A 25,384-nucleotide genomic window follows, 5' to 3' on the forward strand; every position below is an offset into this window, starting at 1 on the left:
ATTACAAAAAAACCTGCCAATATTTAAAATTGACAGGTTCTAAAAATATTGTTTTAACTTTTATTTAGAGCTATTTAACTCCATGCATTAGTTTTTTAATTAACGGATTTAAAGCTATTACTAACAATCCTGCTAATGTTGGAACTATTGTGAAAATTAAAAAGAATGTTGATAGGCTATATTCTTTTGTTATGTTTTCTATTTGACCTCCTAAAACAGCTGCTGCTTTATTTCCTATTGCTATTGCTAAATACCACATACCAAACATAAATGCAATCATTCTTGCAGGTACTAATTTAGATACATATGATAAACCTACTGGAGAAAGACATAACTCCCCTAAGGTATGAAACAAATATGCTAATATTAACCATATCATACTCACTTTAACACCATCGGTTATTCCATAAGATCCAAATGCTAACAACCCAAAACCTACTGCCATTATAATTAGTCCTAATCCATACTTTACAGCTGCAGACGGGTTGTATTTTGAATCCCACCATTTAGAAAAGAAATTAGCAAAGGCTATAATAAAAAATGAGTTTAATATTGAAAACCATGATACCGTTATTTCAGAAGCTTCTGCTGAAAACTCACGATATAACATCCAACCTACCAATGCCCAAACTCCCAGAAAACATATTGCTAATACAAAGTTGGATACAGGAATTCTTTTTCCTGTTTCTTTTCCTAATAAAATTAGTACCCAAGTAATAATAGCTAACGGAATTACAGTTAATAGTGTATTTACAATATTAAAAATTGTTTGTGCATTACCTGTTAAAACTCTATCAACATTATCACGAGCAAAAAGCACTAAAGAAGAAGCTCCTTGTTCGAAACTCATCCAGAAGAAAACAGTAAAAAAAGCAAATATAATTACAGCAATCATTCTATCTCGTACAACCTTAGCATAACGAGATATACGAGAAATAGTTAAAACTAAAAATACTATTAACCCAAACAGTACAGCTACATATTGTCCTTCAAAATTTCCTATTTTAAGAGCTCCAAAAACATCTATACCTCCAATTTTTGATAAAGGATCGTTAATAGCGTATCCTAAACCTATAACAGAGGAAATTACAATTAATATTTTATCTAAACCTGTGAAAGGATTTCTTTTATCCTCTTCTTTTGAGTTTAAACCAGAAGTTTCAACAACATTATTTTCTTCTTTTGAAGGAACATCTCCTATAGTTCCAAATAATGGTTTTGCTAACCAAAACTGTAAAGTACCTAATAACATGAAAATTCCTGCTAAACCGAACCCCCAAGACCAACCTATCTTTTCAGCTAAATATCCACATAACATCATTCCAAAGAAAGCTCCTGCATTAACTCCCATATAAAATATAGTATATGCTCCATCTTTTTTTTCTGGTAAGTCTTTATACATCTCAGAAATAATAGATGTCATATTAGGTTTAAAGAAACCTGTACCAATTACTAATAAAGCTAAACCTACATACAACCAAAACTCAGTTTCAATAGCCATAGCAGCGTGACCAAGTGTCATAATAATAGAGCCTATAACAACTGCCCAACGATATCCTGTTAATTTGTCTGCTAAAATTCCTCCTAAAATTGGGGTTAAATACAATAACATTGCATAAGTACCAAATAAAGCACCTGCATTTTCTGCTGACCATTCCCAACCAGGGTTAGTTCCAATAGCTGCTGCTGTTAAGAAGTTAACTAATAAAACACGCATTCCGTAAAAAGAAAAGCGCTCCCACATTTCTGTAAAAAATAGCACAAACAACCCTGATGGATGCCCTAATACTTTTGATTTAAAAAAATCGTTTGATGTAACTGAACTCATATTTATTTATCGTTTATATGTAACAAACCTCATGATAAAGATTATCATGAGGTTAAATGCTCCTTATTATTTTACTCCGTGCATTAACTTTTTAAGTGGAAAACTTAAAAGGAATAATACTATACCTCCTCCAATTGGAATCCAAACTAAGATATTAAAGAAATCAGACATAGAAGATTCTTGAGCTATCTTTTCCATGTAACTTGAAAAAGTTCCTGCAATCATATTACCCATGGCAGATGCAAAAAACCAAATACCAAACATAATACCTAATAATCTTTTTGGTGACAATTTATTTACATAGGAAAGACCAACTGGTGATAAACTTAACTCTCCCATAGTATGTAATAGGTAAGCTAAAACTAAAAAGATCATACTAGCCTTTTGTATGGAATCTCCTCCAACATTTGCTGCTCCAAGTACCATTGGTATAAAACCTAATCCAAGTAATATTAATCCTATAGCAAACTTTTGAGGTCCGTTAGGGTTATATTTTGTTTTTGCTAATTTTTGCCAAACCCAAGAAAATAATGGCGCTAAAGTGAAGATAAATAACGCATTTAAACTTTGAAACCATGTTGCTGGTACCTCCGGGTTTTCATCAAAAAACTGATTATAAATCATATATCCAATAATTCCCCACAAAATAACAACACTTAGTGCCATAAACATCATTGCTGTAGCATACGTTTTACCAATTGCTTTAAACATTCCTACAAATAACCATGTTAAAATTATTACTGGTAAAGCTGATAGTAAAGCTCCAAAAATTTTAAATACAATTACTCCTGTCCCTTCTAAACTTCTATCAGTATATTCACTTGCAAAAATATTCATACTCGAACCTGCTTGCTCGAAAGCTGCCCAGAAAAAGATAGAGAAAAATGCTAAAACACCAACAACTATTAACCTCTGAGTTTCAACTTTTGTTAATGGCTTTTTTTCTATTTCTGTAGTTTCTTTAGAAACTTCTTTCTTTGGTGCTAATCCAATTTCTCCAAACATTTTTTGTGCTAAATGGAACTGAATCAATCCTATAAACATAAATATACCTGCTAATCCAAACCCATAATGCCAACCTAAAGTTTCTCCTAAATAACCACATAAAATTGACCCCAAGAAAGCTCCTACGTTAATTCCTTGGTAAAAAATAGTATACCCTGAATCTTTTTTATCACTTCCTTCTGGGTATAATTGCCCTACAATTGAAGATATATTTGGCTTAAAAAAACCATTTCCTATAATTAATAAACCAAGTCCTAAGTAAAACGCTGGCATCGGTTCAAAAGCTAACGATATGTGCCCTAATGTCATTAACACAGCTCCTATAATAATGGCTTTTCTAAATCCTAAAATTTTATCAGCAATAATCCCGCCAATGATTGGAGTAATGTAAACAAGCATTGTGTACCAACCGTATAAGCTACTAGCATCACTTTTAGTCCACCCTAAACCTGGATTATCACTTGCTACTTCGCTAATTAAATATAAAACCAGTAGAGCTCTCATACCGTAGTATGAAAAACGTTCCCACATTTCTGTAAAGAACAACATAAATAATCCTACTGGATGTCCAAATATTTCCCGTTCGGTTGCTACATTTTTAGCCATAATATATTGTTTTAGTTTATAAGTTGTTTTTAATAAAGTTGGTCATTTTGGTATACAGGTGTAAACGAGTGTTGCCTCCGTAAATACCATGGTTCTTATCTGGATACATTCCCCATTCAAATTGCTTATTAGCTTGAATTAACGCTTCTGCCATTCTATAAGCATTCTGCACATGTACATTATCGTCTCCCGTACCGTGAATTAGTAAATATTTTCCTTTTAATAGTTCTGGATAATTCAATGGCGAGTTATCATCATACCCTGCTGGATTTTCCTCTGGTGTACGCATGTAACGTTCTGTATAAATTGTGTCGTAAAAACGCCATGTAGTAACTGGTGCCACAGCGATAGCTGCTGCAAATACATCATTTCCTTTTAATAAACAGTTCGTACTCATATGACCACCGAATGACCATCCCCAAATACCGATTCTATTCGCGTCAATATACGGTAATTTTGCTAACTCTTTAGCCACCGAAATTTGGTCTTCAGTTTCATGCTTCACCAAGTTCATATAAGTAACTTTCTTAAAATCACGACCTTTAAAACCTGTTCCTCTACCATCAACACAAACAACAATATATCCGTTTTGTGCTAACATTTGATGCCAATAATCATTTGAACCATTCCAACTATTTTTTACATTTTGAGAACCTGGCCCTGAATATTGATACATTAAAACTGGATACTTTTTATTTACATCAAAGTTTGCAGGCTTAATAGTGTACATATTTAAGTCGTTACCGTTAACATTAATAGTAGAAAACTCTTTTTTACTTAAATTATATCCTGCAATAGTTTCTTTTAAAGCTGCGTTATCTTTTATAGTTTTTAACACCTTACCTTCATCATTTCTTAGCGTATACACTGGTGGTGTATTTGCATCAGAAAAAGTATTGATGAAATAGTGCATGTTTTTACTAAAAGCAGCGTTGTTTGTTCCTGTAGAGTTACTCAATAGCTTTTTGTTGTTACCGTCTAAAGAAATGCTATACACTCCTCTATTAATAGAACCGTTTTCTACTGATTGGTAATAAATAGTTTTCTTATCAGCATTATATCCGTAGTAAGAAGTAACTTCCCAATCTCCTTTAGTTACTTGATTTAATAATTTACCATCTTTATCATAGTGATAAATATGGTTGTATCCATCTTTTTCACTTGTCCAAATAAAGCTATTATCGTCTAAAAAAGTTAGGTCATCTGTAATATCTACATATGCTTTATCTGTTTCATTTAAAACTACAGAACTATTAAAAGTAGTTGCATCAACAAAATACATTTTTAAATCATTTTGATGACGGTTCAATGTTCTAACAGCTAATATGTTTGGATTGTTTGTCCAGTTAATTCTAGGAATATATTCATAATCTCCTACTCTAATTTCTGCAGTTTTATTCGTTTCTAATGAAAATATACGTAAAGCTACTTTAGCATTTTCTTCACCTGCCTTTGGGTATTTGAATACATGTTGTGTTGGGTATTTTTCTTTTCCATACACATCCATTGAAAAAGTTTTAACCTTACTTTCATCAAAACGTAAATAAGCTAAGTTTTTGCTATCTTTACTCCATTCAAAAGCTTTTACAAAACCAAACTCTTCTTCATAAACCCAATCAGTAATACCGTTAATGATTTCGTTCTTTTTACCACTATTGGTAATTTGAATTACAACATTAGCATCTGAGTAATCTTTAATAAATAAATTGTTGTCTTTAGCGTATGCTATTTTTTTACTATCAGGAGAAAAAGTTGGTTCTTGAATATCTGTACCAATTAAGTCTAATGATTTTTTAGCAATATCATACACATAAAATGTACCTAAATATGAGTGACGGAAAATTTGTTTGAAGTTTGTTCCTAAAATTAATTTGGTCTCATCATTATTAAAACTATATGATTGAAAATACTTCAATCCTGCTAAATCTTTACTATCAACAATCGTTGCAACTTTTTCTAAAGTTTCATAACTGTATTTATCTACAGTAGAACTTCCATTCTCATAATTTAATAACGAATAAAAATCTCCATTCATAGAATTTAAAGAGTTCATATAATCGGCTCTAAATGTGCCTTTTCGCCATATATCCTCTAAAGAAATATCTTTTTTTTGAGCTTGTACTAGCGAAGATATCCCTATAAACAATAATAATAATTTCTTCATGTTAAGTTGTTGTTTATCTAAAAAGTTTGCCAAGTTTACGGAAAAATAGCCAAAAACCCGCTCAAAAAAATCATAAAAACCAAATAACACAAGCATTTTAACATGATTCACGTATCTTTGAGCCATCAAAAATGAATTGAGAATGTCTAAAACGATCTCTGGTTTTTCTAAACTTACCAAAGAAGAAAAAATAGACTGGTTGGCTAAAACTTACTTTAACAATCAACCAGAAATTATACAAACTATTACGCAATATTGGAATGTAGACGAGAAGTTACAACAATTGCATGATGATTTTATTGAAAATACCATTTCTAATTTTTATATGCCTTACGGCATTGCTCCTAACTTTATTATTAACGGACGCAGTTATGTAATACCAATGGTGGTTGAAGAAAGCTCTGTTGTTGCTGCTGCTTCTTTAGTTGCCAAGTTTTGGAGTACTCGTGGAGGATTTAAAACAGAAGTAATTTCTACTACAAAAATTGGTCAGGTACATTTTATGTATGCTGGTAACAAAAAAGAGTTAGAAACCTATTTTAATCAACAAAAAACAGAATTATACGCAGCTACCGCATCTATTACCAAAAACATGGAAAAACGTGGTGGCGGAATATTAGATATTCAACTAGTTGATAAAACAGATAAGCTTGCAAACTACTATCAATTACATGTTACGTTTGAAACAAAAGATAGTATGGGAGCTAACTTTATTAATTCTTGCTTAGAAGCTATTGCAAAGACTTTTAGAAAAGATGATATTGAAATAGTTATGAGCATTCTTTCTAACTACGTTCCTGAATGTTTAGTTAGAGCAGAAGTAAGCTGTAAAGTAGCCGAATTGGGCGGGAAGAATCCTGAGAAGTTTGCTCAAAAGTTTGAACAAGCTGTTAAAATTGCAGAGGTAGAACCGTACCGTGCAGTTACGCACAACAAAGGTATTATGAACGGAATAGATGCTGTTGTATTAGCTACTGGAAACGATTTTAGAGCTATTGAAGCGGGTGCACATGCGTATGCTTCAAAAGACGGACAATACAAAAGCTTAACTCACTGTGAAGTAAAAGACGGAATTTTTAGATTTTGGATTGAAATTCCTTTAGCATTAGGAACTGTGGGTGGATTAACTGCCTTACACCCAATGGCAAAATTATCGTTAGATATGATGCAAAAACCTAGTGCTCGCACTTTAATGCAAATTATTGCTGCTGCTGGTTTAGCTCAAAATTTTGCTGCTTTGCGTGCTTTAACAACCAAAGGAATTCAACATGGGCATATGAAAATGCACTTGATGAACATTTTAAATCAACACAAAGCTACCAATGAAGAAAAAGAAATTGTAGCCTCCTATTTTGAAGACAGAACAGCTTCTCATAGTGCCGTGGTTGAAAAACTAAATGAGCTTCGTAAGCCAAAAGTACAATGGGTAGACTTTTTAAATGAAGAAGAAGTACGTGATACTCTTTTAAGTTTAAAATCCGATGCAAAACCTTTGTTTGGTAAAATGAGTGGACAACACATGGTAGAACATTTAAGCTTGGTTACTCAAATAGCGAATGGAAACTGGAAAGTTGACACCTATGTTTCTGATGAGAAATCAGCTAGAAGAAAACCATTTTTAAATTCTGATAATGAGTTACAAACTGGATTTAAAGCTCCATTTTTATCAGAAGCTCCAACTCCGTTAAAGTTTAGTTCTATAAACGAAGCTGTTATTGATTTGATTGAGCAAGTGCAGCACTTCGAAACTGTTTTTAATGAAAATCCAAACCGAACAGTTGTACATCCATTTTTTGGAGAGTTAGATTATGAATATTGGAAAAAATTCCAAGTAAAACATTTTACACATCACTTTAAACAATTCGGACTGGTATAATGCGACACTATTCTAACGGAAAATTATTACTCACTGGAGAATATGTTGTTTTAGATGGTGCAACATCGTTAGCTGTTCCTACTAAGTTTGGACAAGACTTAATTGTTGAACCAATTAAAGAATCACAACTTATCTGGGGAAGTTTTACGCATACTGGAGAATGTTGGTTCGAGGCTTCTTTTGATTTACCCAAACTACGCTTAACCTCAGCTACGTTTAATTCTGATAAAGAAGGAAGTGCTGAGTTTATTGCTGAAACACTACGTGATATTTTACAAGAAGCGAAACGTTTAAATCCTGAATTTCTAACTACTGAAAACGGTTTCGTTGTAAAGACAAATCTAACATTTCCTCAAAACTGGGGATTAGGAAGTTCCTCAACCTTAATTAATAATATAGCTACTTGGGTAAATGTAAATCCGTTTACCTTACTTTGGAACGCTTTTTCTGGAAGTGGTTACGATATCGCTTGTGCAAAACATAACACTCCGATTCTATATAAACTAGAAGAAAAACAACCTTATATTGAAGAAGTAAATTTCAATCCACATTTTTCTGAAGAATTATTTTTTGTGCATTTGAACCAAAAACAAAATAGCAGAGAAGGAATTGCTCACTATAAAAAACACAAAGAAGAAGCTAAAGTCTTAATTCCTGAAATTGACAATTTAACTCAAGAGTTTTTAAAAGCCAACACTTCTAAAGATTTAGAAAAAATCATTATTGAGCATGAGCAAATCATTAGTTCAATTATAAAACAAGACACTGTAAAACAAAGGTTATTTTCTGACTATTTTGGTGAAGTAAAAAGTTTAGGTGCTTGGGGTGGTGATTTTATTTTAGTTACAGGAAATGAAGACACTACAAGCTATTTTCAACAAAAAGGATTCAATACTATCCTCACCTATAAAGAAATGATTTTATAAAATTAAACCTGTCACATCGAGTGAATTTATTGAAGAATGAAATAAATTTGTATCGAGATGATTTAAAAAAGTTCTCGATACAATTTTCTACCGAAAATTACTCGAACTGACATAAAAAAGATGAAAAAAGTTATTATTATTGGTGGTGGAGCTGCAGGTTATTTTACTGCGATTAATGCAAAAGAAATTAATCCTGAATTGGACATTACTATTCTTGAGAAAGGAAAAGAGGTTTTACAAAAAGTAAAAATTTCTGGTGGAGGTCGTTGCAATGTTACACATGCTTGTTTTGAACCTAAAGAACTAACAAAATTCTACTCGAGAGGTAAAAAGGAGTTATTAGGTCCTTTTCATAAATTCATGACGGGTGATACTTTTGAATGGTTTGAAAATCGCGGAGTTCCTTTAAAAATAGAAGAAGACAATCGAGTATTTCCAGAAGCAAATACATCACAAGCTATTATAGATTGTTTTCAAAACGCTGTTGATAACCTTGGAATTAGCGTGTTAAAAAACCATGGTGTAAACTCCATTTATCAACAAAATGAGAAATGGATTATCAACACAAAAAATCAAGATTTTGAAGCTGATTTCGTAGTGGTTGCCGCAGGAAGTAGTAAAAAAGTATGGGATTTATGTAAAACGTTAAATCATACAATTATTGAACCTGTTCCTTCCTTATTTACTTTCAATATAAAAGACAAGCGAATTATTGATTTAGGCGGAATATCAGTTCCAAATGCAGAAGTTACACTTGTTGGAACAAATTTAGAAAATTCTGGTCCGTTACTAATTACCCATTGGGGCTTGAGTGGTCCTGCTATTTTAAAATTATCCGCTTTTGGTGCTCGTATTTTAGCTGATAAAAACTATCAATATAACGTACTGGTAAATTGGTTAGGACAAGATACCGATTCAGTTTTTTCAACATTACAAGAGTTAAAAAAATCACAAACTAAAAAACAAGTTAGTTTAAAATCTCCATTTAGTGATATTCCTCGCCGATTATGGGAACGTTTGGTAATGGCTTCAGAAATAAAAAACAACCAAAACTGGGCTGATTTGAGCAATAAGCAACTTCAAAACTTAGCAGATCAGTTAACCAAAGGATTATTCAATGCAAATGGTCGTACTACTTTTAAAGAGGAGTTTGTTACTGCTGGCGGTGTAGACTTAAAAGAAATTAACTTTAAACGTTTTGAAAGTAAAAAACACAAAAACTTGTTTTTTGTAGGTGAAGTATTAAATATTGATGCCGTTACTGGTGGCTTCAACTTTCAAAATGCTTGGACAGGTGGTTTTATTTGTGCTAATGCAATTGCTGAATAAATAAAATATCATTTCGAACGAAAATAATTGAGGTTTCTCACTCCGTTCGAAATGACATGCTTTTTTTAATCTTCGTCTTCTCCTTCTTCTTCGTAGCAATTAAAAATAATAGAGTATCCATACTCTACAGCTTCTTCATACAATTCTTTTTGCTCATTATCTTCTACATCATCCACAGAATCTAACGTAAAATATTCGTCTTCTATTTCTACTACTTTCCAATCTTCATTTTTGATATAAAATTTCGCTAATCGCATAGCTCCTTCAATATCTTTATAATCAATATACAAGCTTACGTAAGCTCCTATAACTTGATCATAATGTTCAGAAGATTTTTTTGGTTTTGCTAAGGCATTAATTAAAAACATAGATCTATTTTTTTGTGTTATATTATGCTAATTCTCCTCTATGAGGTTTCAATGCATCTCTAAAGGTTTTCATATATTCCTCATCAACCACAATAAAAGCGATGGTATGCATTTCGTTTAAAGATACAAAATTTACTTCATGATATGGCAAACCATCTATCTGCGTAAATTCTTTTAAATGTATACAGTGATGTTTTGCTGTTTCCAATCCATCAGGACCTTTAAAGTCCCAAATCAGTTTAATTTTTCTCATACAACAAAAATACCCATTTCTATGTTAGAAATAGGTATTAAAAGGATTAACTAATCAAAAATCTAGATTAGCTATCTCTTTTCCACAACAAGATAATATCGAATAGCCCTCAACAATCCAAATGCTGGCGCTAAAACTTGAGACGAAATACTATAGTTACTAGAGAAACCATTAGTAATTTTGAAGCCATATTACCAAGTGATTGTTTTATAAGATTACATCGTTCTTACATTGTTTCAGTTTCTAAAATTTCATCATATACTAACGAATATATTGAAGTTACTAAAAAAGCAATCTCAATAAGCAGAAGCTATAAAGAAAGCGTTTTACAAAAATTAGCACAAGTGTAAGCGAAGTTCTATCTTTACAGCAAATTTTTTACACGTTGAATACATCAGATTTCTTATTTCTTTCTCAAGATAAAAAAGTAGATAACTTAACCGTTACATGGCAGACACCTAGTAATATTGCTTTGGTAAAATACTGGGGAAAAAGCGAACCTCAAATTCCTAAAAATGCCTCAATAAGCTTTACATTGAATAATTGCCATACAACTACAAAAATTGAATTCATAAAGACATTACCAAAAAACCAAGTAGAATTTGAATTGTACTTTGAAGGAAAAAAGAAAGATGATTTTAAACCTAAAATAGCCAAATTCTTTGAAAGAATACAAAAATACTGTACCTATATTTTAGAGTATAACATGGTTATTTCTTCTGAAAATTCATTTCCACACAGTAGTGGTATTGCTTCTTCTGCAAGTGGAATGAGTGCTATTGCTATGTGTTTAATGAATTTGGAAAAAGAATTAAATCCAAATTTAACTGATGAATATATTAATAAAAAAGCTTCTTTTTTAGCTCGTTTAGGATCAGGAAGTGCTAGTAGAAGTATTGAAGGGCCATTAGTCGTTTGGGGAAATCATCCTAAAATTAAAGGAAGTTCAGATTTATTCGGTACAAAATTCCCTTATAAGGTTCATCCTATTTTTGAAGACTACCAGGATACTATTTTATTAGTTGATAAAGGTGAAAAGCAAGTTTCAAGTACTGTTGGTCACAATTTAATGCATAATCATCCGTATGCTGAAAATCGTTTTAATCAGGCCAATGAAAACTTAGAAAAACTTTCAAAAATCCTTCAAAATGGAGATATTAAAGCATTTATTGACCTTGTTGAAAGCGAAGCTTTAACATTACATGCAATGATGTTAACAAGTAGTCCATATTTCATTTTAATGAAACCGAACACGTTAGAAATCATCAATAAAATATGGGAATACAGACAAGAAAATGATAGCAATGTTTGCTTTACCTTAGATGCAGGGGCAAATGTACACGTATTATACCCTAATTCGGAAAAGACTGAGATTGAAGTATTTATTAAGAATAATTTAGCTGCATACTGCCAAAAAAATCATTATATTTGTGATAGTGTGGGTTTTGGCGCGAGACCTATTTTAACCTAAATTCCCTACTATTATGAAAACTTCAACATTAATAATTGCCCTTTTTATTGGTTTTATAACCAATTCAGTCAATGCACAAGATACTATTTGGTTTGATAAAAACTGGCAAGAAACAACTAAAGGAGAGCATGAGTTTTATAGACCTGCTCCCAAAAGAATGAATGACGGCTTTTGGATTGTAGATTACTACAAAAATGGTCAAGTACAAATGGAGGGTTTTAGTACTGTGAAAACTCCTAACCAAGAAGAATTTGATGGTTTGGTACTATATTACCATACCAATGGCAAACCTTTTCATAGAGCCAATTACAAAAACGGAAAACTTCACGGAATTCGAAAGGTATACTATGAATCTGGTGAGTTAAAAGAGGAAGGAAAGTATGAAGAAGGTGAAAGAGAAGGTATATGGAAAACTTTTTATAAGAATGGTAAAATAGAAACAAAAGGTAAATATCGCGATAACGAAAAAGTGGGCGTTTGGAAAACTTTTTACAAAAACGTGTACTAGTTTGTAAACTAGTAGTTTTACTTGTATGTTTGCACCGTAATTAAAACACCTATGAAAGGACCCTTATTTTACGCAAAAATATTACTCTTTGGAGAGTATGGAATTATCAAAGACTCTAAAGGATTAGCAATACCTTTTAGTTCTTATAAAGGAGCGTTAAAATCTGCAAAAAACTTAACTGGAGAAGCTGAGAAGTCAAATCAAAGCTTAGCGAAGTTTTATAGTTATTTGACTAACTTAAATTCTGAATTAGTATCTTTTGATTTAGATTCTTTGAAAAGTGATATTGATAACGGAATGTATTTCGATTCTTCAATACCTCAAGGGTACGGAGTTGGAAGTTCTGGCGCTTTAGTAGCTTCTATTTACGATAAGTACGCTAATGATAAAATTACAATTTTAGAAAACCTAACGAGAGACAAGCTTTTAACTTTAAAACAAATTTTTTCATTGATGGAGTCTTTTTTCCATGGAAAAAGCTCTGGGTTAGATCCTTTAAACTCTTATTTAAGTTTACCTATCTTAATCAATTCAAAAGAACATATTGAACCAGCAGGAATCCCTTCTCAAAAAGAAGGAAAAGGAGCTGTTTTCTTATTAGATTCTGAGCAAATTGGGGAGACTGAACCAATGGTAAACATCTTTATGAACAAGATGAAAAACGAAGGTTTCAGAAAAATGATTAGCGAAGAGTTCGCAACACATACAGATGCTTGTATTGAAGACTTTTTACAAGGAAACGTAAAATCGTTATTTGGTAACGTGAAAAAACTATCAAAAGTAGTATTAGCTAACTTTAAACCTATGATTCCTACTGCTTTTCATAAAGTATGGGAAAAAGGTATACAAACCAACGATTACTATTTAAAGCTTTGTGGTTCTGGTGGTGGAGGTTACATCTTAGGATTTACTGAAGATTACGAAAAAGCAAAAAACAGTTTAAAAGATTATAAATTAGAATTAGTGTATCGCTTTTAAAATGCTACTATGAGTACATTTAAAAACAATACATTTTTCTTAAAAATATTTAGCCTTTTATCTGTCATAAGAGGTTATAACATCCTAGTATTAATAGCAGCCCAATATTTGGCTGCTATTTTTATTTTCTCTGATGCAAAATCAGTTAAGCCTGTAGTTTTTGATTGGCATTTACTTTATTTAGTTATTGCTACCGTTTGTGTAGTTGCTTCCGGATATATCATCAATAATTTTTACGATAAAAAAGCTGATATTATTAACAGACCTATAAAAACAGGCTTAGATTCTTATGTAAAGCAAGAAACAAAACTAACGTTATATTTTACACTAAATTTTATTGGTTTTTTCTTCGGATGGTTAGTTTCATGGCGAGCAGCATTCTTTTTCTCTGTATATATATTTGGCATTTGGTTTTACTCTCATAAACTAAAAAAACATCCACTAATAGGATTAATAACAGCCACAGTATTAACCATACTTCCTTTTTTTGTAATTTTTGTACACTACAAAAATTTTTCAAAAGTAATTTTCATACACGCAATCTTTCTTTTTCTAGTCATCATGATTCGAGAACTTATGAAGGATTTAGAAAATATTAAAGGAGCTATAGCTAATAACTACAACACTTTCCCTGTTAAATATGGAGAACGAAGTACTAAAAAGCTAATTATTTTATTAATGGTATTAACTTTAGTACCTATTGGAGTTTTATTTAACTACCCTGCTATAGAATACATGAAATATTATTTTTATTTAGCTGCCATTACCTTAATATTTGTTGGTTTTTACACATGGGAATCAACAAAAAACAATCAATATAGATTAGCTCACAACATTTTAAAGGTCTTGTTATTAATAGGAGTCTTTAGCTTGTTATTTATCGATAAATCTTTAATTGTAGATAAAGTAGTTGAGGTTTTAGATTAAAAACCAAATAATTACCGTAAATTTGCAAACTTTTAAAATTTAATTATGAATTCAAAAAACTCGTCGAGAGGACGACAAGCTGGACGTAACAGCAATCCTCAAGGAAAAAATCAATTCAAAAAAGATTTCAGAAAACCAAAAAGCAATAAACCTACTCAGAAAAAAACTGAGGATACAGGAATTCGCTTGAACAAATTTATTTCTAATTCAGGAATTTGTTCTCGTAGAGAAGCAGATACGTATATTGAACACGGAAGTGTTTCTGTAAACGGGAAATTAGTTACGGAAATGGGTTACAAAGTGCAGCCTACTGATGAAGTTCGTTTTGATGGAACTTTAATTTCTATGGAGCAGAAACGTTACGTTTTATTAAACAAACCTAAAAATTACATTACTACTATGGAAGATGACCGTGGTCGTAAAACTGTAATGGAATTAGTAGGAAACGCCACTAGAGAACGAATTTACCCTGTTGGAAGATTAGATAGAAATACTACTGGTTTATTACTATTTACTAACGACGGTGAGTTGGCAAAAAAATTAACGCACCCTAAGCATAACGTTCGTAAATTATACCATGCTTCTTTAGATAAAAAATTAACCATTGCTGATTTAGAAAAATTACGTGGTGATGTAATTATTGAGGGAAGAAAAGTTTTTATTGATGCCGTTTCTTACGTAGAGGGTGAAAAGAAAACTGAGGTAGGTATTGAAATTCACTCTGGTAGAAACCGTATTGTTCGTAAAATTTTTGAACATTATGGATATCATGTAAAAAAATTAGATCGTGTTATTTTTGCTGGTTTAACTAAAAAGAATTTACCTCGTGGTAGATGGCGTGAATTAACGCAACAAGAAATTAACACTTTACAAATGTTATAACATAAAAATCCCGAGTATTAACTCGGGATTTTTTTATTACTTCTTTGTTTTTTTATGATCTTTTTGCACTTCCTCATCACGATACTTACAACACTCATGTAAATTATCATAAGCTTCTTTTGTTGCTTTAAACTCTTTTGTGTCATGACCTACACCAGCAATAGTTTTTTTAACTGTTTCTGTACTTGTTTTGCGTTCATCAATAATTAAACTTAACTCGTGAGTATTCACATCCCATTTTGCAAATTTCACTCCTTTAGTTTTTAACGCTGCTTTTTCTATACGCTGCTTACACATCATACAAACACCGTCTACTTCAAAAGATACTTTTGCATTCTTCTTCTGAGCAAATGTTGATGTGCTTAATAATAAAACAACTGCTAATAAAAATATATTTTTCATGTGTTCTTGATTTTTAATTTATTGAATTAATCTATTTTAAATCGTAACCCTGCATAGAAGTTACTTCCAAAAACTGGTGCATATACAATAGTAGTATCAAAATTTGCACCAAATGGATTATCACTTCCCAGTATAGGATTTTTTTGTTTGTAATTTGTAATATTTTCAGCCCCAGCATACATTTCAAACTTTTTTGAAAACACTTTTGTTATTTGCGTGTTTAATAAGTTATAGCTATCTGAATATGTTGGTAACTGGTTGTTTGTATTAGGTAGTCGTTGCTCTCCTATCCAGTTATAGGTTACATCAAACTTCCAACTGGCATCGCTTTTTTCTGTTTTAGTTTCGTAAGATACATTGGCAAAAAAACGATGTTTAGCTTGTAAAGCTTTCGCTAAGTTTCCTGATTTATAATCAGTAGAAACATCGTAAAACTTATAAGAGAATCGAGTATTAAAATAAGGGATTATATTTTGATTCATTTCTATCTGGAAACTATTTGCGTTACTCTTTCCTTCTAAATTATAAAAAGAAATTTCTTGTGGATTTTCCCAATCGACTACTACCTGATTTGAAAAATTTGTTTGATAAAAATCGAATGTTACATCTCCTTTTCTACCAAATAGTTTATATCCTTGTAAAAACGATACTCCGTAATTCCAAGCCTCTTCTGGGTCTAAGCCATAAATATTTCCACCTGAACTTTCAATAGTAATTGCTCGTGATGAAGCAAAAAATTGTTGATTCTCTGCAAAAATATTCGCGCTTCGTTTTCCTCTTCCTACAGAAGCTCTTAATACTCCTCTTTCCCAAGGAACATAACGCATGTGCAATCTCGGTGTTACAAAAGTCCCTAACAAGTTATGATGGTCTAATCGAACGCCTGCTGTAACACTAAGATTATCTGCATTGTCATAAGCATATTCAAAAAAAGCTCCTACAGAGTTTTCTTTTCTATTAAAATTCGGAGACAGCAGCTCACTAATAAACTCTTCGTAGTTATCATACGTAAGGCTAGCACCTGTTTTAAACTTATTACGAGTATCTCCAATAATAGAGCTAAACACAAAACTGCTATAAAAGCTTTGATGCTGAATGTTGTAATCTCTCAATCCAAAATACGAATCTTGTTTATGGTTACTATACGCCGCTTGAAAGCCCATATTTTGAAATGGCATATCTGGAAACACATAACCTACTTTTACAGAAGTATCAAAACGTTTGGTTTTAATTTCGCTTCCCCAAACAGTATTTGATCCTCTATCTACTTCTGGGTTAAAACCAACTTCTCCTACTTGTTTTGAATCGTCTAAATATCTAAAATTGATAAAACTTACCCAACCTTTTTCGGCATCGATATATTGCCAACGATTCATCACATTAATTTGTTCTACTAATGGGTTGTCTAAAAAGTTATCCTTGTTTTTATCAAATTTTTCTCCTCTATAGTTTCCATGTACATACAACCCTGTTTGCCACTTTTCGCTCACTTTTTGATTGAAATGGGTATTGAACTCTAATCTACCTCCCAAAGCTCCATAAGCATTAAGGTAAAACTTATGATTAGTAGATGGTTTTACTAGCTCCGTATTTATTTGTCCCGAAATACTTTCAAAACCATTTACAACACTTCCTGCTCCTTTTGTTATTTGAATACTTTCAACCCAAGTCCCAGGTGTAAATGTTAATCCGAATGCTTGTGCTGCTCCTCTAATTGACGGAATATTTTCTTGAGTAATTAACAAATATGGACTTGTTAATCCTAACATTTGAATTTGTTTTGTACCTGTTAACGCATCAGAAAAATTAACATCTATTGACGGATTGGTTTCAAAACTTTCTGACAGATTACAACAAGCGGCTTTTAACAACTCATCACTATTAATAGTTACCAAGTTTTGTGTTTGTAAATACGACCTTTGTGTTGAACTTTTTTTTGCAGAAACTGCAACCTCATTTAACGTATTACTTTCTGTTAAATAGTGATTGATTGGTTTTGTACTGCTAACATTTATTGTATCTGTCTTATAACCAACAAAACTTATTATTAATTTTTTATACTCCTTTTTATACGGAATACTAAAAGTTCCTGTTTCATTGGTGGTCGTTCCTGTATTTGTGTTTAACCAATATACATTCGCCCCAAATATTTCTAAATTATTATTATCTTTTATTACTCCTTTTAACTCTTTTTGAGCAAAAAGTGATAGAGAAATCAGTAAAAAAATACTGATTATGAAGTTTTTTTTCATTATTTAATTCATCATACTATATTATACAATTCTTATTTTTTTAGTAAGAATTGTAAATCATATGATAAAGACTTCGTGAAGCACCTGTATGTCAAAAAATAACTTAGGTGGTACATACTGTTTATGTGGAATAATTTGTTTTTCTAAGTCTTTAAATAACAGACTGTTAAAAACACATGAAGTAACCGCTGTAGCAACCTTTATAAAGGTTATTTTTTCTACAGACGATTTCTGAATTTGAGTTTGCCCTTTTATAAGCTCTACATCGTCTTTACAACACGATGGCTCTTTTATTTTACTCTCACAGCTATCCTCTTCTACATCATCACAGCTAGCTACACTTCCTACATAAGAAACAGCTACTAAAAAATCACCACAAAAATGTTTTTCTACATTAAAAGAGAATGTAGATAGCAACACTGTTAGTGCTAAGGTTATAGCTGTTATTTTAGAAAAATGTTTCTTCATGCCTTGCAAAGGTACAAATTTTTAAAACTTTACATTTCATAACCTTAGGCTTTTACTCTTTTAAAAATTATTTGTAAAACAATAACTCATAACATAGCTTACTTAATTTTATCTCTTTACCATCCACCTATACGTTTACGTTCTGCTTGTTGTTCTTTAGTAGCCTCTGGCGTTGATATTTTGCTTGGATATAAAGGCTATATTTAAGATATTATTACCGTACTTCAGTAATGTATAGCATTCTAAAAGTATTATTGTTTTCAGGGTTAAGTTTGTCTTTATAAGTAAAATGCCCTTCGCCTTTACGTAACCATAAACCATCGGCTTTTAAACGATAGCCATTTTTTTTACCATTATAGTTATAATCTAACTCATACCCATAATTAGAAACCCCAAAATCATTTAGTAAAAATTCTGAATCAGCTATAAAGTCCATTACTCGCATGTTTTTATCTATATACTCCTAATAAAAATTAGTTTGTATTACAATTGGTAATATTTAGAAAATGTTTATACTCTTAATCTTTATTATTGCTGGATATCTCTCCATTTTTAAGATGGTTTTATTTTAAATTAAGGCACTTACTTTTAAATATTCAGTTAACATACACTTAGAACTCCAGGGAAATTATATATGGCAATTTTTGTTTTTTGGGTGAATTACGAATTGTATCAGATATTATTATTTGTTTTCTGTCTTCTGAAAGTTTGTAACTATTACCATGAACCTCTTTAATCTTTTTAGGGAAAACCATATAAGTTGTATTATATAAAGAAAAATTCAAATCAGCTTTTTTTGATTTGACAAAAAACACTTTGTTTCTTTTTTTCATCAAATACCGATTATTATTAGTTAATATTTTTTTCATTAAATCTGCATTTTTTAATGTATCTAGACGTCCTAACAATTCATTTTTATTTTCAGAAAAAGCTTCAATAATAGGTATATTCCAAGCAATATTCAATTTTGCAAAAGCAATTTTAAAATCTCTTAATTCTTTTGGATCTTTAAAACTAAAATTATAATTGATACAAAACTCTTCTCCCCATTTGCCTTGTACATATTCAGTATTTGTATTCATGCTTAGTAAAAGATTTCTCTCTTTTTCCGATATGTATTTATGAGTTTTCATTATACTATCAATAATAAACAAACCCTTATCAGAAAGAGTTTGTTTATTACTTCCGTATTCAACTCTATAATTTATAGAGTCTTTAATATATTTAAAAAAATCTATGGAATTAAGTTTGATTGTATACTTGCCTTTTGAACATTCTATGTTATCACAATAATAATAGTTCGTCGTTTTGACACAACTAATAAGTACAAATAGTATTAAAACAATTAAAGTTTTAGTTTTCATTTATTCTTTAATTTCAGTGATATACAACATCTCAAAAGGATTTTCATTTTTAGGGTTTGGCTTGTCTTTGTATGTTAAATGCCCAGCTCCTTTGCGTAACCACAAGCCATCTGCTTCCAAACGATAGCTTATTTTTTTGCCATTGCAATTGTAGTCTAACTCATACCCATAATTAGAAATCCCAAAATCATTTAATTTGAATTCTGAATTTGCAATAAAATCCATTACACGCATATTTTTATCTATGGGCATACCTTCTAATAAAAAATAGTCTTTTTTGTGATTTAATTCGTGCTTGAATTTTTCTTTGTAATCTTCACTAACCGTAGTATTCATATATATATATATATATCTAGATTTAGCATTTATTCCAAGATTTTCTTTAGCAGAAATTACTATGCCTATGTCTTTCCATATGTAAAACATTTTATGTCTTGAACTGTAATTGCCTAAAACATTGATTAGCTCTTCAATGGTCATACCTTGTTTAAAAGGTTTTTCATTATAGGTCATCTCACAACCATTAAAAGCTAATCGGTGTTCTTGTTTATCGTAGGCTTCCAACATTTTGGCAACCTCAGGTGTGTTTTTTGCTTTCGATTTCATTTTCTTTGTTTGTGCTGAACAAGATAGTAGTATCATTAAACTTAATAAGATTGTATAATTCAGTTTCATATTAATGAATTGGATTTGGTAATTTAAGTATTCTTCCTACAAAAATAGTATTCGCATTTTCAATCTCTGGATTTAACCTTTTTAATACAGGTACAGTAGTATTTGCTCTATTTGCAATATCTTCTAGTGTATCTTCACCTTGAACCATATATGTATACGTTTGTTTTAAACAACTTGTAGGTTTAGCAAACTTTTTATCCCACTTTTCTTGCAAAACTTTTACTCTTGCTGTTTGTGTTCTACTCTTATTAATAGCTGACTTGATTCCTTTCTTTAATGCTGTTGCGTCTTTTTCGGCTTCGGTTTTACTCTCAAATAAAGCAGCTATTTTTTCTATGATATCGCTGTTGATTAATATGCTGTTAATTCTATGCAAGGACTCATCAATATGCTCTATGGCATGAAATGTTCTATCAATAAGCACACTGGGCGAACTGGCTTCACATACTTTTTCACGATTACCCGATTCTTGCAACCATTTTTGTATAATAGGGTCTTGCCAAGTAGATTCTACAGGATGCCTCATAATTTTATCCAACACTTTATACACTTCATCAACACTTCCTTTGCCTTCCCATACTCTCATCATTTTTTTACCTACTTCTTTTACTGCTTCTACAGCCATTAAAGCAGACAACTCATGTACAGGACTAGTTACATCATCTTTTGCAAGTTGCGAATGTGAAGGGTCAATACCTATTTTAAATGTACCTGCTTCCATCATATCTAAATCTTTATCTAATAACACCTGCGCATCGTTCAAAGTCATGGCTATAGATTTTAAGATAAAGTACTGTGAAAAACTAAACAATACTTTTATACGCTCTGTAATCCAATGAAAAGCTTCTTGAATAAAATCTGGCGTCCAATTTTTAAAACGATTAATATTACTTCTTATTATGAGTAAGTTCTCAAAATGTTCGGCATAAGTAGTATCGTTAGTACCCGATGAATTTGTGGCCTGTGAGCCATCAATATCCTTTAAGGTTTCCCATATAAAAATATCACTAAAATTTAATGTATCAGGATCAGACTCTGACCAAGGTTCAATTTCTATAGAAAAAAAGTGTTCGTTTAAAATTGGCAATACACTAGCTGCGGTATCTACTAAACCAAAGGTACCTGTTACAATAGGCAAATAAGACGCTAGTTTATTAATACTCTCATAACTGGGCTGTATTCTTTCTAAATTATCTAGTATTACATACTTTTTATTAAAACCTTTACCTTCATAAATTTTCTCATAACTATACGTAAAATTAGTAGGATTCACCACACGGTCTACCCAAGGAAACACCAACTCTTCTGTATTTTTAATTAACGCTACTTCAGTATAATTTGTATGAGCAAAATAATCTTCAAGAGTGTGCAACGCCGCTCCAAAATTCACCAAGCACTTATTATCCTTTAAACCTCCTACTTTTGCTGCCTTTTTAAGTTGCTGTTTTATATAATCGTATGAAGAAAGATAAGATTCACCTTCTACTGTGAATTTTTGATGACTACGGATGTAGTTTTTCATTCCGTAGCTTTTATTGATACTATGTAATGGACTATTATCTGGCACATACCCTACAAACTTGTCGTATAAATTTTTATCGTATCTATTTCCTCCCGTTTCAGATTGCCCAAGTTTTTTAGGGTTATCTATATGTTCTTCTGGACGATATACCCCAAGTGTTTCTTCATTTATTTCTAAATACTGTTCACGTAGTGTTTTTAAATGCCCACTATAGTCTTTTAAATCATCGTTCTTTTTATCACCTTTGTGTACAAATTCTTTAGCTGCCGCCAACTCTACAATGGTAGTTAGCATTTTTACTGAGAGCATTACAGGATAAAACTCTAATGTTTTATAAGTCGGTTTGACACCTTTCCACGAAAATTCGGCATCAACAGGTAGTTTTATTTTTGATTTATGGTTTTGGGGTAAGGTTGTATCAGGATTGTTAGTGGTTGATTCTCCAAGAGATTCTTTACCTGCTGTCTCCATAGCATTAGAAAGCGGACGTACAATCATAGGATCTACTGCTTGACTAAAATCGCGTAGCCAATTCCCTAAATAAATAGTGTGTAAAGTTTTTGTTATTCTTTCTACATCATCTTGAAATTTACCTTTTAAAATATCAGTTAGCCCTTCCTCTTCAATATTTCCATGTCCGTATTGTCCGTGAGCTTCAATAATGCCTGCCTTATAAAACTCTAAATTATCTGTGGTATCTTCTTGTTTTTGACGTTCCTGGCTTACATGTTCTTTTAGTATTTGATGTTCTTCTGTAAAATCCCATATAAGTTGTACTTTTCTACCTTCAATAGTAGCATCCGCTACATATTGATTATGGTTTTCAATAGGGTTGAAATAAAACAATTTATAAGTATATTTAGCACCTTCATCTCTAAACGGTGCGTCTTTCTTTTCGGTTTGCGCATAATGATTACGCAACAAATAATCTAAATAATGCCCATATTCCTCTGTAAGCATTACCATAAGTTCACCACGTAAATCGTTATCGTTTTCAGCATCTCTTATTACTTGTTCTGTAACCCAAATTTCTTGTACCTCTTGGGTGCTGTAAAAAGCTGCCTTACCTCCTCCCGCTGTAAGCTGTTTTTTCACTTTAATTGTAGGACTTAATATTCCTGCTTTACTTTGTGCATCTTCATATAATTCTTTAAAAGCTAGTGCAGGTATATCGATTCCAAAAGTTTGAATAAACATTCCCATAAACATTACCAAGCTATCTTTTTTTGCCATAAAGTGCAGTTGGTCTATTGGAAAAGTAGTCGTTAAAGTTACCTCTGTACTATCTTCTTCCTCTACAGTTTTTGGGGCTTCTTCTTTTAATTTTTGTTGATTCGTAATTGCCTCTTTAGTATTACCTAAAGCCCTATTTACAAAAGTAATTTTAGGAAAAGGAATCTTTTCTACAGGCATAGTTACCGTAGGCTGAGGATTGTTCGTTGTTAAGATAGCACCGGGTTCTCCTTGCGTTATCATCCCTCCATGAGCTGTCATACAATTAATAGTTGCAATAGGAATACCATTAATAGTAGCCCCTGCATTACCTTGCGCTATGACATCTGGTGGTCCTACACAGGTACAAACGTCTCCCATTAAGGCTATCGATTTTCCATTAAGTGTTGCTCCTGGTGCGCCCGATGATGATATGGGTCCTCCTACATGCGGAGTGGTTCCAGAACACATTGGGCATACATGCATACTGCCTAAAGTTGCTATAGGTCCTTGCATAATTTATTATTCATTAGTTAAAAAAATACTCAATTATCCTGTTGGTTTTATTCTATTTATAGTCACTCAGTAAAATAAAAAAAAGAGTGTTAACCATAAACCTTTTGTATTACACCAACTTTAGCTTGGTAGCAGCACCATTAACTTCAGTCATTGTTCCAGTTACTTTCGTTTGCTGTCCTTTTAACTCAGTTGTTGTCTTTCCTTCTACAGTAGTATTTTGCCCTTTGATATTGGTATTACTGCTTGCCTCAATAATTACATTTGAATTACTTGTAATATTTGTGTCTTTGTCTGCTTGGGTATTAATCACTCCTTTTGACAATATTGAAGTGTCTTTTTCTGATGCTGTTTTTATTTCTCCTTTTGCTTGTAGTTCGATATTTTCTTCAGCAATTATTTTTACATTTTTTGCAGAAAACTCCATAGTTTCAGCAGACTGAACAAACAATGATTTTTCTTTAGTATCAAAGGTTATGATACTTCCGTCTTTGTCTTTTATGGTTATTTTCTCTTTATCTTTTGTGTCATCTAACTCAATAGTGTGTCCACCTCGCGTAATAATACTCTTTCTTACATTTTCTTCATCTCCACCTGCTCCATTTTTACCTGTAAACATACTTCCCATTACAAAGGGACGGTTAGGGTCGTTATGCTCAAAACCTACCATTACTTGGTCTCCTACTTCTGGTATGAAAACAAAACCTCTATTAGTTTTAGTAAGATCACTGCTCCCTGCATCTGGGGTCATTACACGAATAAAATCTGTTTTTGCTCCAATAGCTTCTTGCCAGTAAAACTGAACTTGTACACGTCCTTTACTTTCTGGGTCTTTATTACTTACTACCTTCGCTACTTGATTATTAGCAACAGCTGGTGCTATGTTTTCGTTTAATGGTAAGCTTTTTGTGTTTGCTGGAATTGCCTCAAAAGTATTAGAATATGCTCCTCCTACATCTGCAAAGTGGCTTATTTGTGTTATAATATATTCTCCATACTGTTTTACAGTATATTTTCCTTCGTCATACTTTGCTGCACTTACTTTAATTACGCTTCCTAAACTTAGTCCTTTCGCTCCTCCACTTGCTTTAAGCACATTACCTCCTGCACTTAACCCTTGTAATCGTTTTTGTAAATACTCATCTAATGATGATTTGTCTTGTAAAAACACATCACTTACACCAAAGTCTTTTACTTCTTTATAAACTTGTTCTGATGCTTTAAGTGCTGTATTTGCTAAATCGTTTAATCCTTCGTTAGTTACTTTTAAATCTCCTTCAAAAAACTGATCATTTAATGGATCGTAACTATAAGTTGCTAAAGTAGGATTATACGTTTTCGTTTTTATTTGTAGCTCTTTTAAGTCTTTACTATATTCTAGCTCTATTGGTTTTTGACCTTGTGATTCTGGCTTTCCAAAAATAACGTCTACTCCATCAAAATAAAACCATTCATTATACTGATATGCTAATCTTTGTAGGTACTTATAATCGCTCTCTGCGTATTGGCATTGGTAAGGAATTACTGAAGTGTATGCTGGATTAATCTTGTTTTTTATAGCGGTAGTATCCATGATCTCTGAAATAATACTTGCCAAATCTTTTTCTAGCCAAGATTTCTGTTGTTTTCCATTTTCTAGTAAAACTGTTTGAGATAATCCTTTAAGTATTAATTCACCGTGTAAACCTATTTCATTATGGCGCATTGACACATCTAACACAACAGCTATAAATGCTTTACCAGAAACGTTAGTTGTTAATTGTTTTCCTAACCATTCTTTTGATTTTTCCAAGGTGTAACTTCCTGCTTCTTCTACAGTTTCTATGTCTACCACGACTTCAAAAGTATGGTG

22 protein-coding genes are annotated in these 25,384 nt (G+C 31.8%); 9 read left to right on the forward strand and 13 right to left on the reverse strand.

Annotated features, from left to right (window positions below; genetic code table 11):
* Positions 1-70: 70 nt before the first annotated feature.
* The 3 genes from NH341_RS15180 to NH341_RS15190 form a co-directional block, all read right to left on the reverse strand.
* Positions 71-1,828 carry a peptide MFS transporter gene (locus tag NH341_RS15180; protein WP_253057458.1) on the reverse strand — a complete coding sequence of 586 codons (1,758 nt, stop codon included), beginning with the start codon at positions 1,826-1,828 and terminating at the stop codon, positions 71-73.
* 66 nt (positions 1,829-1,894) lie between these two features.
* Complete coding sequence (locus NH341_RS15185; protein ID WP_047790544.1) at positions 1,895-3,439, reverse strand: peptide MFS transporter; 1,545 nt, start codon at positions 3,437-3,439, stop codon at positions 1,895-1,897.
* Between the two features lie 16 nt (positions 3,440-3,455).
* On the reverse strand, positions 3,456-5,603 hold the full coding sequence (locus NH341_RS15190) for a S9 family peptidase (protein WP_253057460.1): 2,148 nt from the start codon (positions 5,601-5,603) through the stop codon (positions 3,456-3,458).
* A 142-nt stretch (positions 5,604-5,745) separates the two neighbouring features.
* Between NH341_RS15190 and NH341_RS15195 the strand changes: the two genes are divergently transcribed.
* The 3 genes from NH341_RS15195 (at position 5,746) to NH341_RS15205 (ending at position 9,734) form a co-directional block, all read left to right on the forward strand.
* Complete coding sequence (locus NH341_RS15195) at positions 5,746-7,479, forward strand: hydroxymethylglutaryl-CoA reductase, degradative (RefSeq protein ID WP_253057461.1); 1,734 nt, start codon at positions 5,746-5,748, stop codon at positions 7,477-7,479.
* On the forward strand, positions 7,479-8,405 hold the full coding sequence (locus NH341_RS15200) for a GYDIA family GHMP kinase (protein ID WP_253057462.1): 927 nt from the start codon (positions 7,479-7,481) through the stop codon (positions 8,403-8,405). Before NH341_RS15195 ends, NH341_RS15200 begins: the two co-directional genes overlap by 1 nt.
* A 120-nt stretch (positions 8,406-8,525) precedes the next feature.
* Positions 8,526-9,734, forward strand: a complete 1,209-nt coding sequence (locus tag NH341_RS15205; protein WP_253057464.1) for an NAD(P)/FAD-dependent oxidoreductase — start codon at positions 8,526-8,528, stop codon at positions 9,732-9,734.
* 65 nt (positions 9,735-9,799) lie between these two features.
* Here NH341_RS15205 and NH341_RS15210 read toward each other — a convergent pair whose 3' ends face one another.
* Together NH341_RS15210 and NH341_RS15215 are read right to left on the reverse strand one after the other, a co-directional pair.
* The gene (locus NH341_RS15210; protein WP_047790548.1) at positions 9,800-10,102 is read right to left on the reverse strand and encodes a hypothetical protein; all 303 of its coding nucleotides are present in this window, start codon (positions 10,100-10,102) and stop codon (positions 9,800-9,802) included.
* A gap of 22 nt (positions 10,103-10,124) precedes the next feature.
* Positions 10,125-10,355 (reverse strand): hypothetical protein, encoded by a 231-nt coding sequence (locus tag NH341_RS15215; protein ID WP_047790549.1) that lies wholly within the window; start codon positions 10,353-10,355, stop codon positions 10,125-10,127.
* A gap of 137 nt (positions 10,356-10,492) precedes the next feature.
* Between NH341_RS15215 and NH341_RS15220 the strand changes: the two genes are divergently transcribed.
* Genes NH341_RS15220 through NH341_RS15245 form a run of 6 tightly spaced genes read left to right on the forward strand, consistent with a single transcriptional unit; the run spans position 10,493 to position 15,121 of the window.
* Positions 10,493-10,705 (forward strand): LytTR family DNA-binding domain-containing protein, encoded by a 213-nt coding sequence (locus NH341_RS15220; RefSeq protein WP_253057465.1) that lies wholly within the window; start codon positions 10,493-10,495, stop codon positions 10,703-10,705.
* A gap of 35 nt (positions 10,706-10,740) precedes the next feature.
* Positions 10,741-11,826 (forward strand): diphosphomevalonate/mevalonate 3,5-bisphosphate decarboxylase family protein, encoded by a 1,086-nt coding sequence (locus tag NH341_RS15225; RefSeq protein ID WP_253057466.1) that lies wholly within the window; start codon positions 10,741-10,743, stop codon positions 11,824-11,826.
* Between the two features lie 13 nt (positions 11,827-11,839).
* Positions 11,840-12,334, forward strand: a complete 495-nt coding sequence (locus NH341_RS15230) for a toxin-antitoxin system YwqK family antitoxin (protein ID WP_053056775.1) — start codon at positions 11,840-11,842, stop codon at positions 12,332-12,334.
* Between the two features lie 51 nt (positions 12,335-12,385).
* Positions 12,386-13,312, forward strand: a complete 927-nt coding sequence (locus tag NH341_RS15235) for a mevalonate kinase (RefSeq protein WP_047790551.1) — start codon at positions 12,386-12,388, stop codon at positions 13,310-13,312.
* Positions 13,313-13,321: 9 nt separating this feature from the next.
* Positions 13,322-14,239, forward strand: coding sequence for a geranylgeranylglycerol-phosphate geranylgeranyltransferase (locus NH341_RS15240; protein ID WP_159615614.1), 918 nt, complete (start codon positions 13,322-13,324; stop codon positions 14,237-14,239).
* Positions 14,240-14,284: 45 nt separating this feature from the next.
* Positions 14,285-15,121 (forward strand): pseudouridine synthase, encoded by an 837-nt coding sequence (locus tag NH341_RS15245; RefSeq protein ID WP_047790553.1) that lies wholly within the window; start codon positions 14,285-14,287, stop codon positions 15,119-15,121.
* 36 nt (positions 15,122-15,157) lie between these two features.
* Here NH341_RS15245 and NH341_RS15250 read toward each other — a convergent pair whose 3' ends face one another.
* The 8 genes from NH341_RS15250 to NH341_RS15285 all read right to left on the reverse strand — a co-directional run.
* Entirely contained in the window at positions 15,158-15,523 is a 366-nt protein-coding gene (locus tag NH341_RS15250; RefSeq protein WP_159615612.1) for a heavy-metal-associated domain-containing protein, read from the reverse strand.
* Positions 15,524-15,549: 26 nt separating this feature from the next.
* Entirely contained in the window at positions 15,550-17,775 is a 2,226-nt protein-coding gene (locus tag NH341_RS15255) for a TonB-dependent receptor domain-containing protein (protein ID WP_253057467.1), read from the reverse strand.
* 57 nt (positions 17,776-17,832) lie between these two features.
* Positions 17,833-18,243 carry a hypothetical protein gene (locus tag NH341_RS15260; protein ID WP_159615608.1) on the reverse strand — a complete coding sequence of 137 codons (411 nt, stop codon included), beginning with the start codon at positions 18,241-18,243 and terminating at the stop codon, positions 17,833-17,835.
* 214 nt (positions 18,244-18,457) lie between these two features.
* A complete protein-coding gene (locus tag NH341_RS15265) occupies positions 18,458-18,679 on the reverse strand; it encodes a hypothetical protein (protein ID WP_159615606.1) in 222 nt (73 codons plus the stop codon).
* Between the two features lie 175 nt (positions 18,680-18,854).
* Positions 18,855-19,607 (reverse strand): hypothetical protein, encoded by a 753-nt coding sequence (locus NH341_RS15270; protein WP_253057469.1) that lies wholly within the window; start codon positions 19,605-19,607, stop codon positions 18,855-18,857.
* On the reverse strand, positions 19,608-20,282 hold the full coding sequence (locus tag NH341_RS15275; protein ID WP_253057471.1) for a hypothetical protein: 675 nt from the start codon (positions 20,280-20,282) through the stop codon (positions 19,608-19,610).
* Between the two features lies 1 nt (position 20,283).
* Positions 20,284-23,532 (reverse strand): HET-C-related protein, encoded by a 3,249-nt coding sequence (locus NH341_RS15280; protein WP_159617075.1) that lies wholly within the window; start codon positions 23,530-23,532, stop codon positions 20,284-20,286.
* A gap of 109 nt (positions 23,533-23,641) precedes the next feature.
* Positions 23,642-25,384, reverse strand: a 1,743-nt coding sequence (locus NH341_RS15285) for a type VI secretion system Vgr family protein (RefSeq protein ID WP_253057473.1), incomplete at its 5' end; no start/stop codon positions are given.

The organism is Tenacibaculum sp. XPcli2-G (assembly GCF_024124505.1).
Lineage (GTDB): Bacteria > Bacteroidota > Bacteroidia > Flavobacteriales > Flavobacteriaceae > Polaribacter > Polaribacter mesophilus.

What these genes read in the sequence shown, in the direction of transcription:
- NH341_RS15180 (WP_253057458.1), bottom strand. Translation starts at nt 1,828, where the DNA reads ATGAGTTCAGTTACATCAAACGATTTTTTTAAATCAAAAGTATTAGGG.
- NH341_RS15185 (WP_047790544.1), bottom strand. Translation starts at nt 3,439, where the DNA reads ATGGCTAAAAATGTAGCAACCGAACGGGAAATATTTGGACATCCAGTA.
- NH341_RS15190 (WP_253057460.1), bottom strand. Translation starts at nt 5,603, where the DNA reads ATGAAGAAATTATTATTATTGTTTATAGGGATATCTTCGCTAGTACAA.
- NH341_RS15195 (WP_253057461.1), top strand. Translation starts at nt 5,746, where the DNA reads ATGTCTAAAACGATCTCTGGTTTTTCTAAACTTACCAAAGAAGAAAAA.
- NH341_RS15200 (WP_253057462.1), top strand. Translation starts at nt 7,479, where the DNA reads ATGCGACACTATTCTAACGGAAAATTATTACTCACTGGAGAATATGTT.
- NH341_RS15205 (WP_253057464.1), top strand. Translation starts at nt 8,526, where the DNA reads ATGAAAAAAGTTATTATTATTGGTGGTGGAGCTGCAGGTTATTTTACT.
- NH341_RS15210 (WP_047790548.1), bottom strand. Translation starts at nt 10,102, where the DNA reads ATGTTTTTAATTAATGCCTTAGCAAAACCAAAAAAATCTTCTGAACAT.
- NH341_RS15215 (WP_047790549.1), bottom strand. Translation starts at nt 10,355, where the DNA reads ATGAGAAAAATTAAACTGATTTGGGACTTTAAAGGTCCTGATGGATTG.
- NH341_RS15230 (WP_053056775.1), top strand. Translation starts at nt 11,840, where the DNA reads ATGAAAACTTCAACATTAATAATTGCCCTTTTTATTGGTTTTATAACC.
- NH341_RS15235 (WP_047790551.1), top strand. Translation starts at nt 12,386, where the DNA reads ATGAAAGGACCCTTATTTTACGCAAAAATATTACTCTTTGGAGAGTAT.
- NH341_RS15240 (WP_159615614.1), top strand. Translation starts at nt 13,322, where the DNA reads ATGAGTACATTTAAAAACAATACATTTTTCTTAAAAATATTTAGCCTT.
- NH341_RS15245 (WP_047790553.1), top strand. Translation starts at nt 14,285, where the DNA reads ATGAATTCAAAAAACTCGTCGAGAGGACGACAAGCTGGACGTAACAGC.
- NH341_RS15250 (WP_159615612.1), bottom strand. Translation starts at nt 15,523, where the DNA reads ATGAAAAATATATTTTTATTAGCAGTTGTTTTATTATTAAGCACATCA.
- NH341_RS15255 (WP_253057467.1), bottom strand. Translation starts at nt 17,775, where the DNA reads ATGAAAAAAAACTTCATAATCAGTATTTTTTTACTGATTTCTCTATCA.
- NH341_RS15260 (WP_159615608.1), bottom strand. Translation starts at nt 18,243, where the DNA reads ATGAAGAAACATTTTTCTAAAATAACAGCTATAACCTTAGCACTAACA.
- NH341_RS15265 (WP_159615606.1), bottom strand. Translation starts at nt 18,679, where the DNA reads ATGGACTTTATAGCTGATTCAGAATTTTTACTAAATGATTTTGGGGTT.
- NH341_RS15270 (WP_253057469.1), bottom strand. Translation starts at nt 19,607, where the DNA reads ATGAAAACTAAAACTTTAATTGTTTTAATACTATTTGTACTTATTAGT.
- NH341_RS15275 (WP_253057471.1), bottom strand. Translation starts at nt 20,282, where the DNA reads ATGAAACTGAATTATACAATCTTATTAAGTTTAATGATACTACTATCT.
- NH341_RS15280 (WP_159617075.1), bottom strand. Translation starts at nt 23,532, where the DNA reads ATGCAAGGACCTATAGCAACTTTAGGCAGTATGCATGTATGCCCAATG.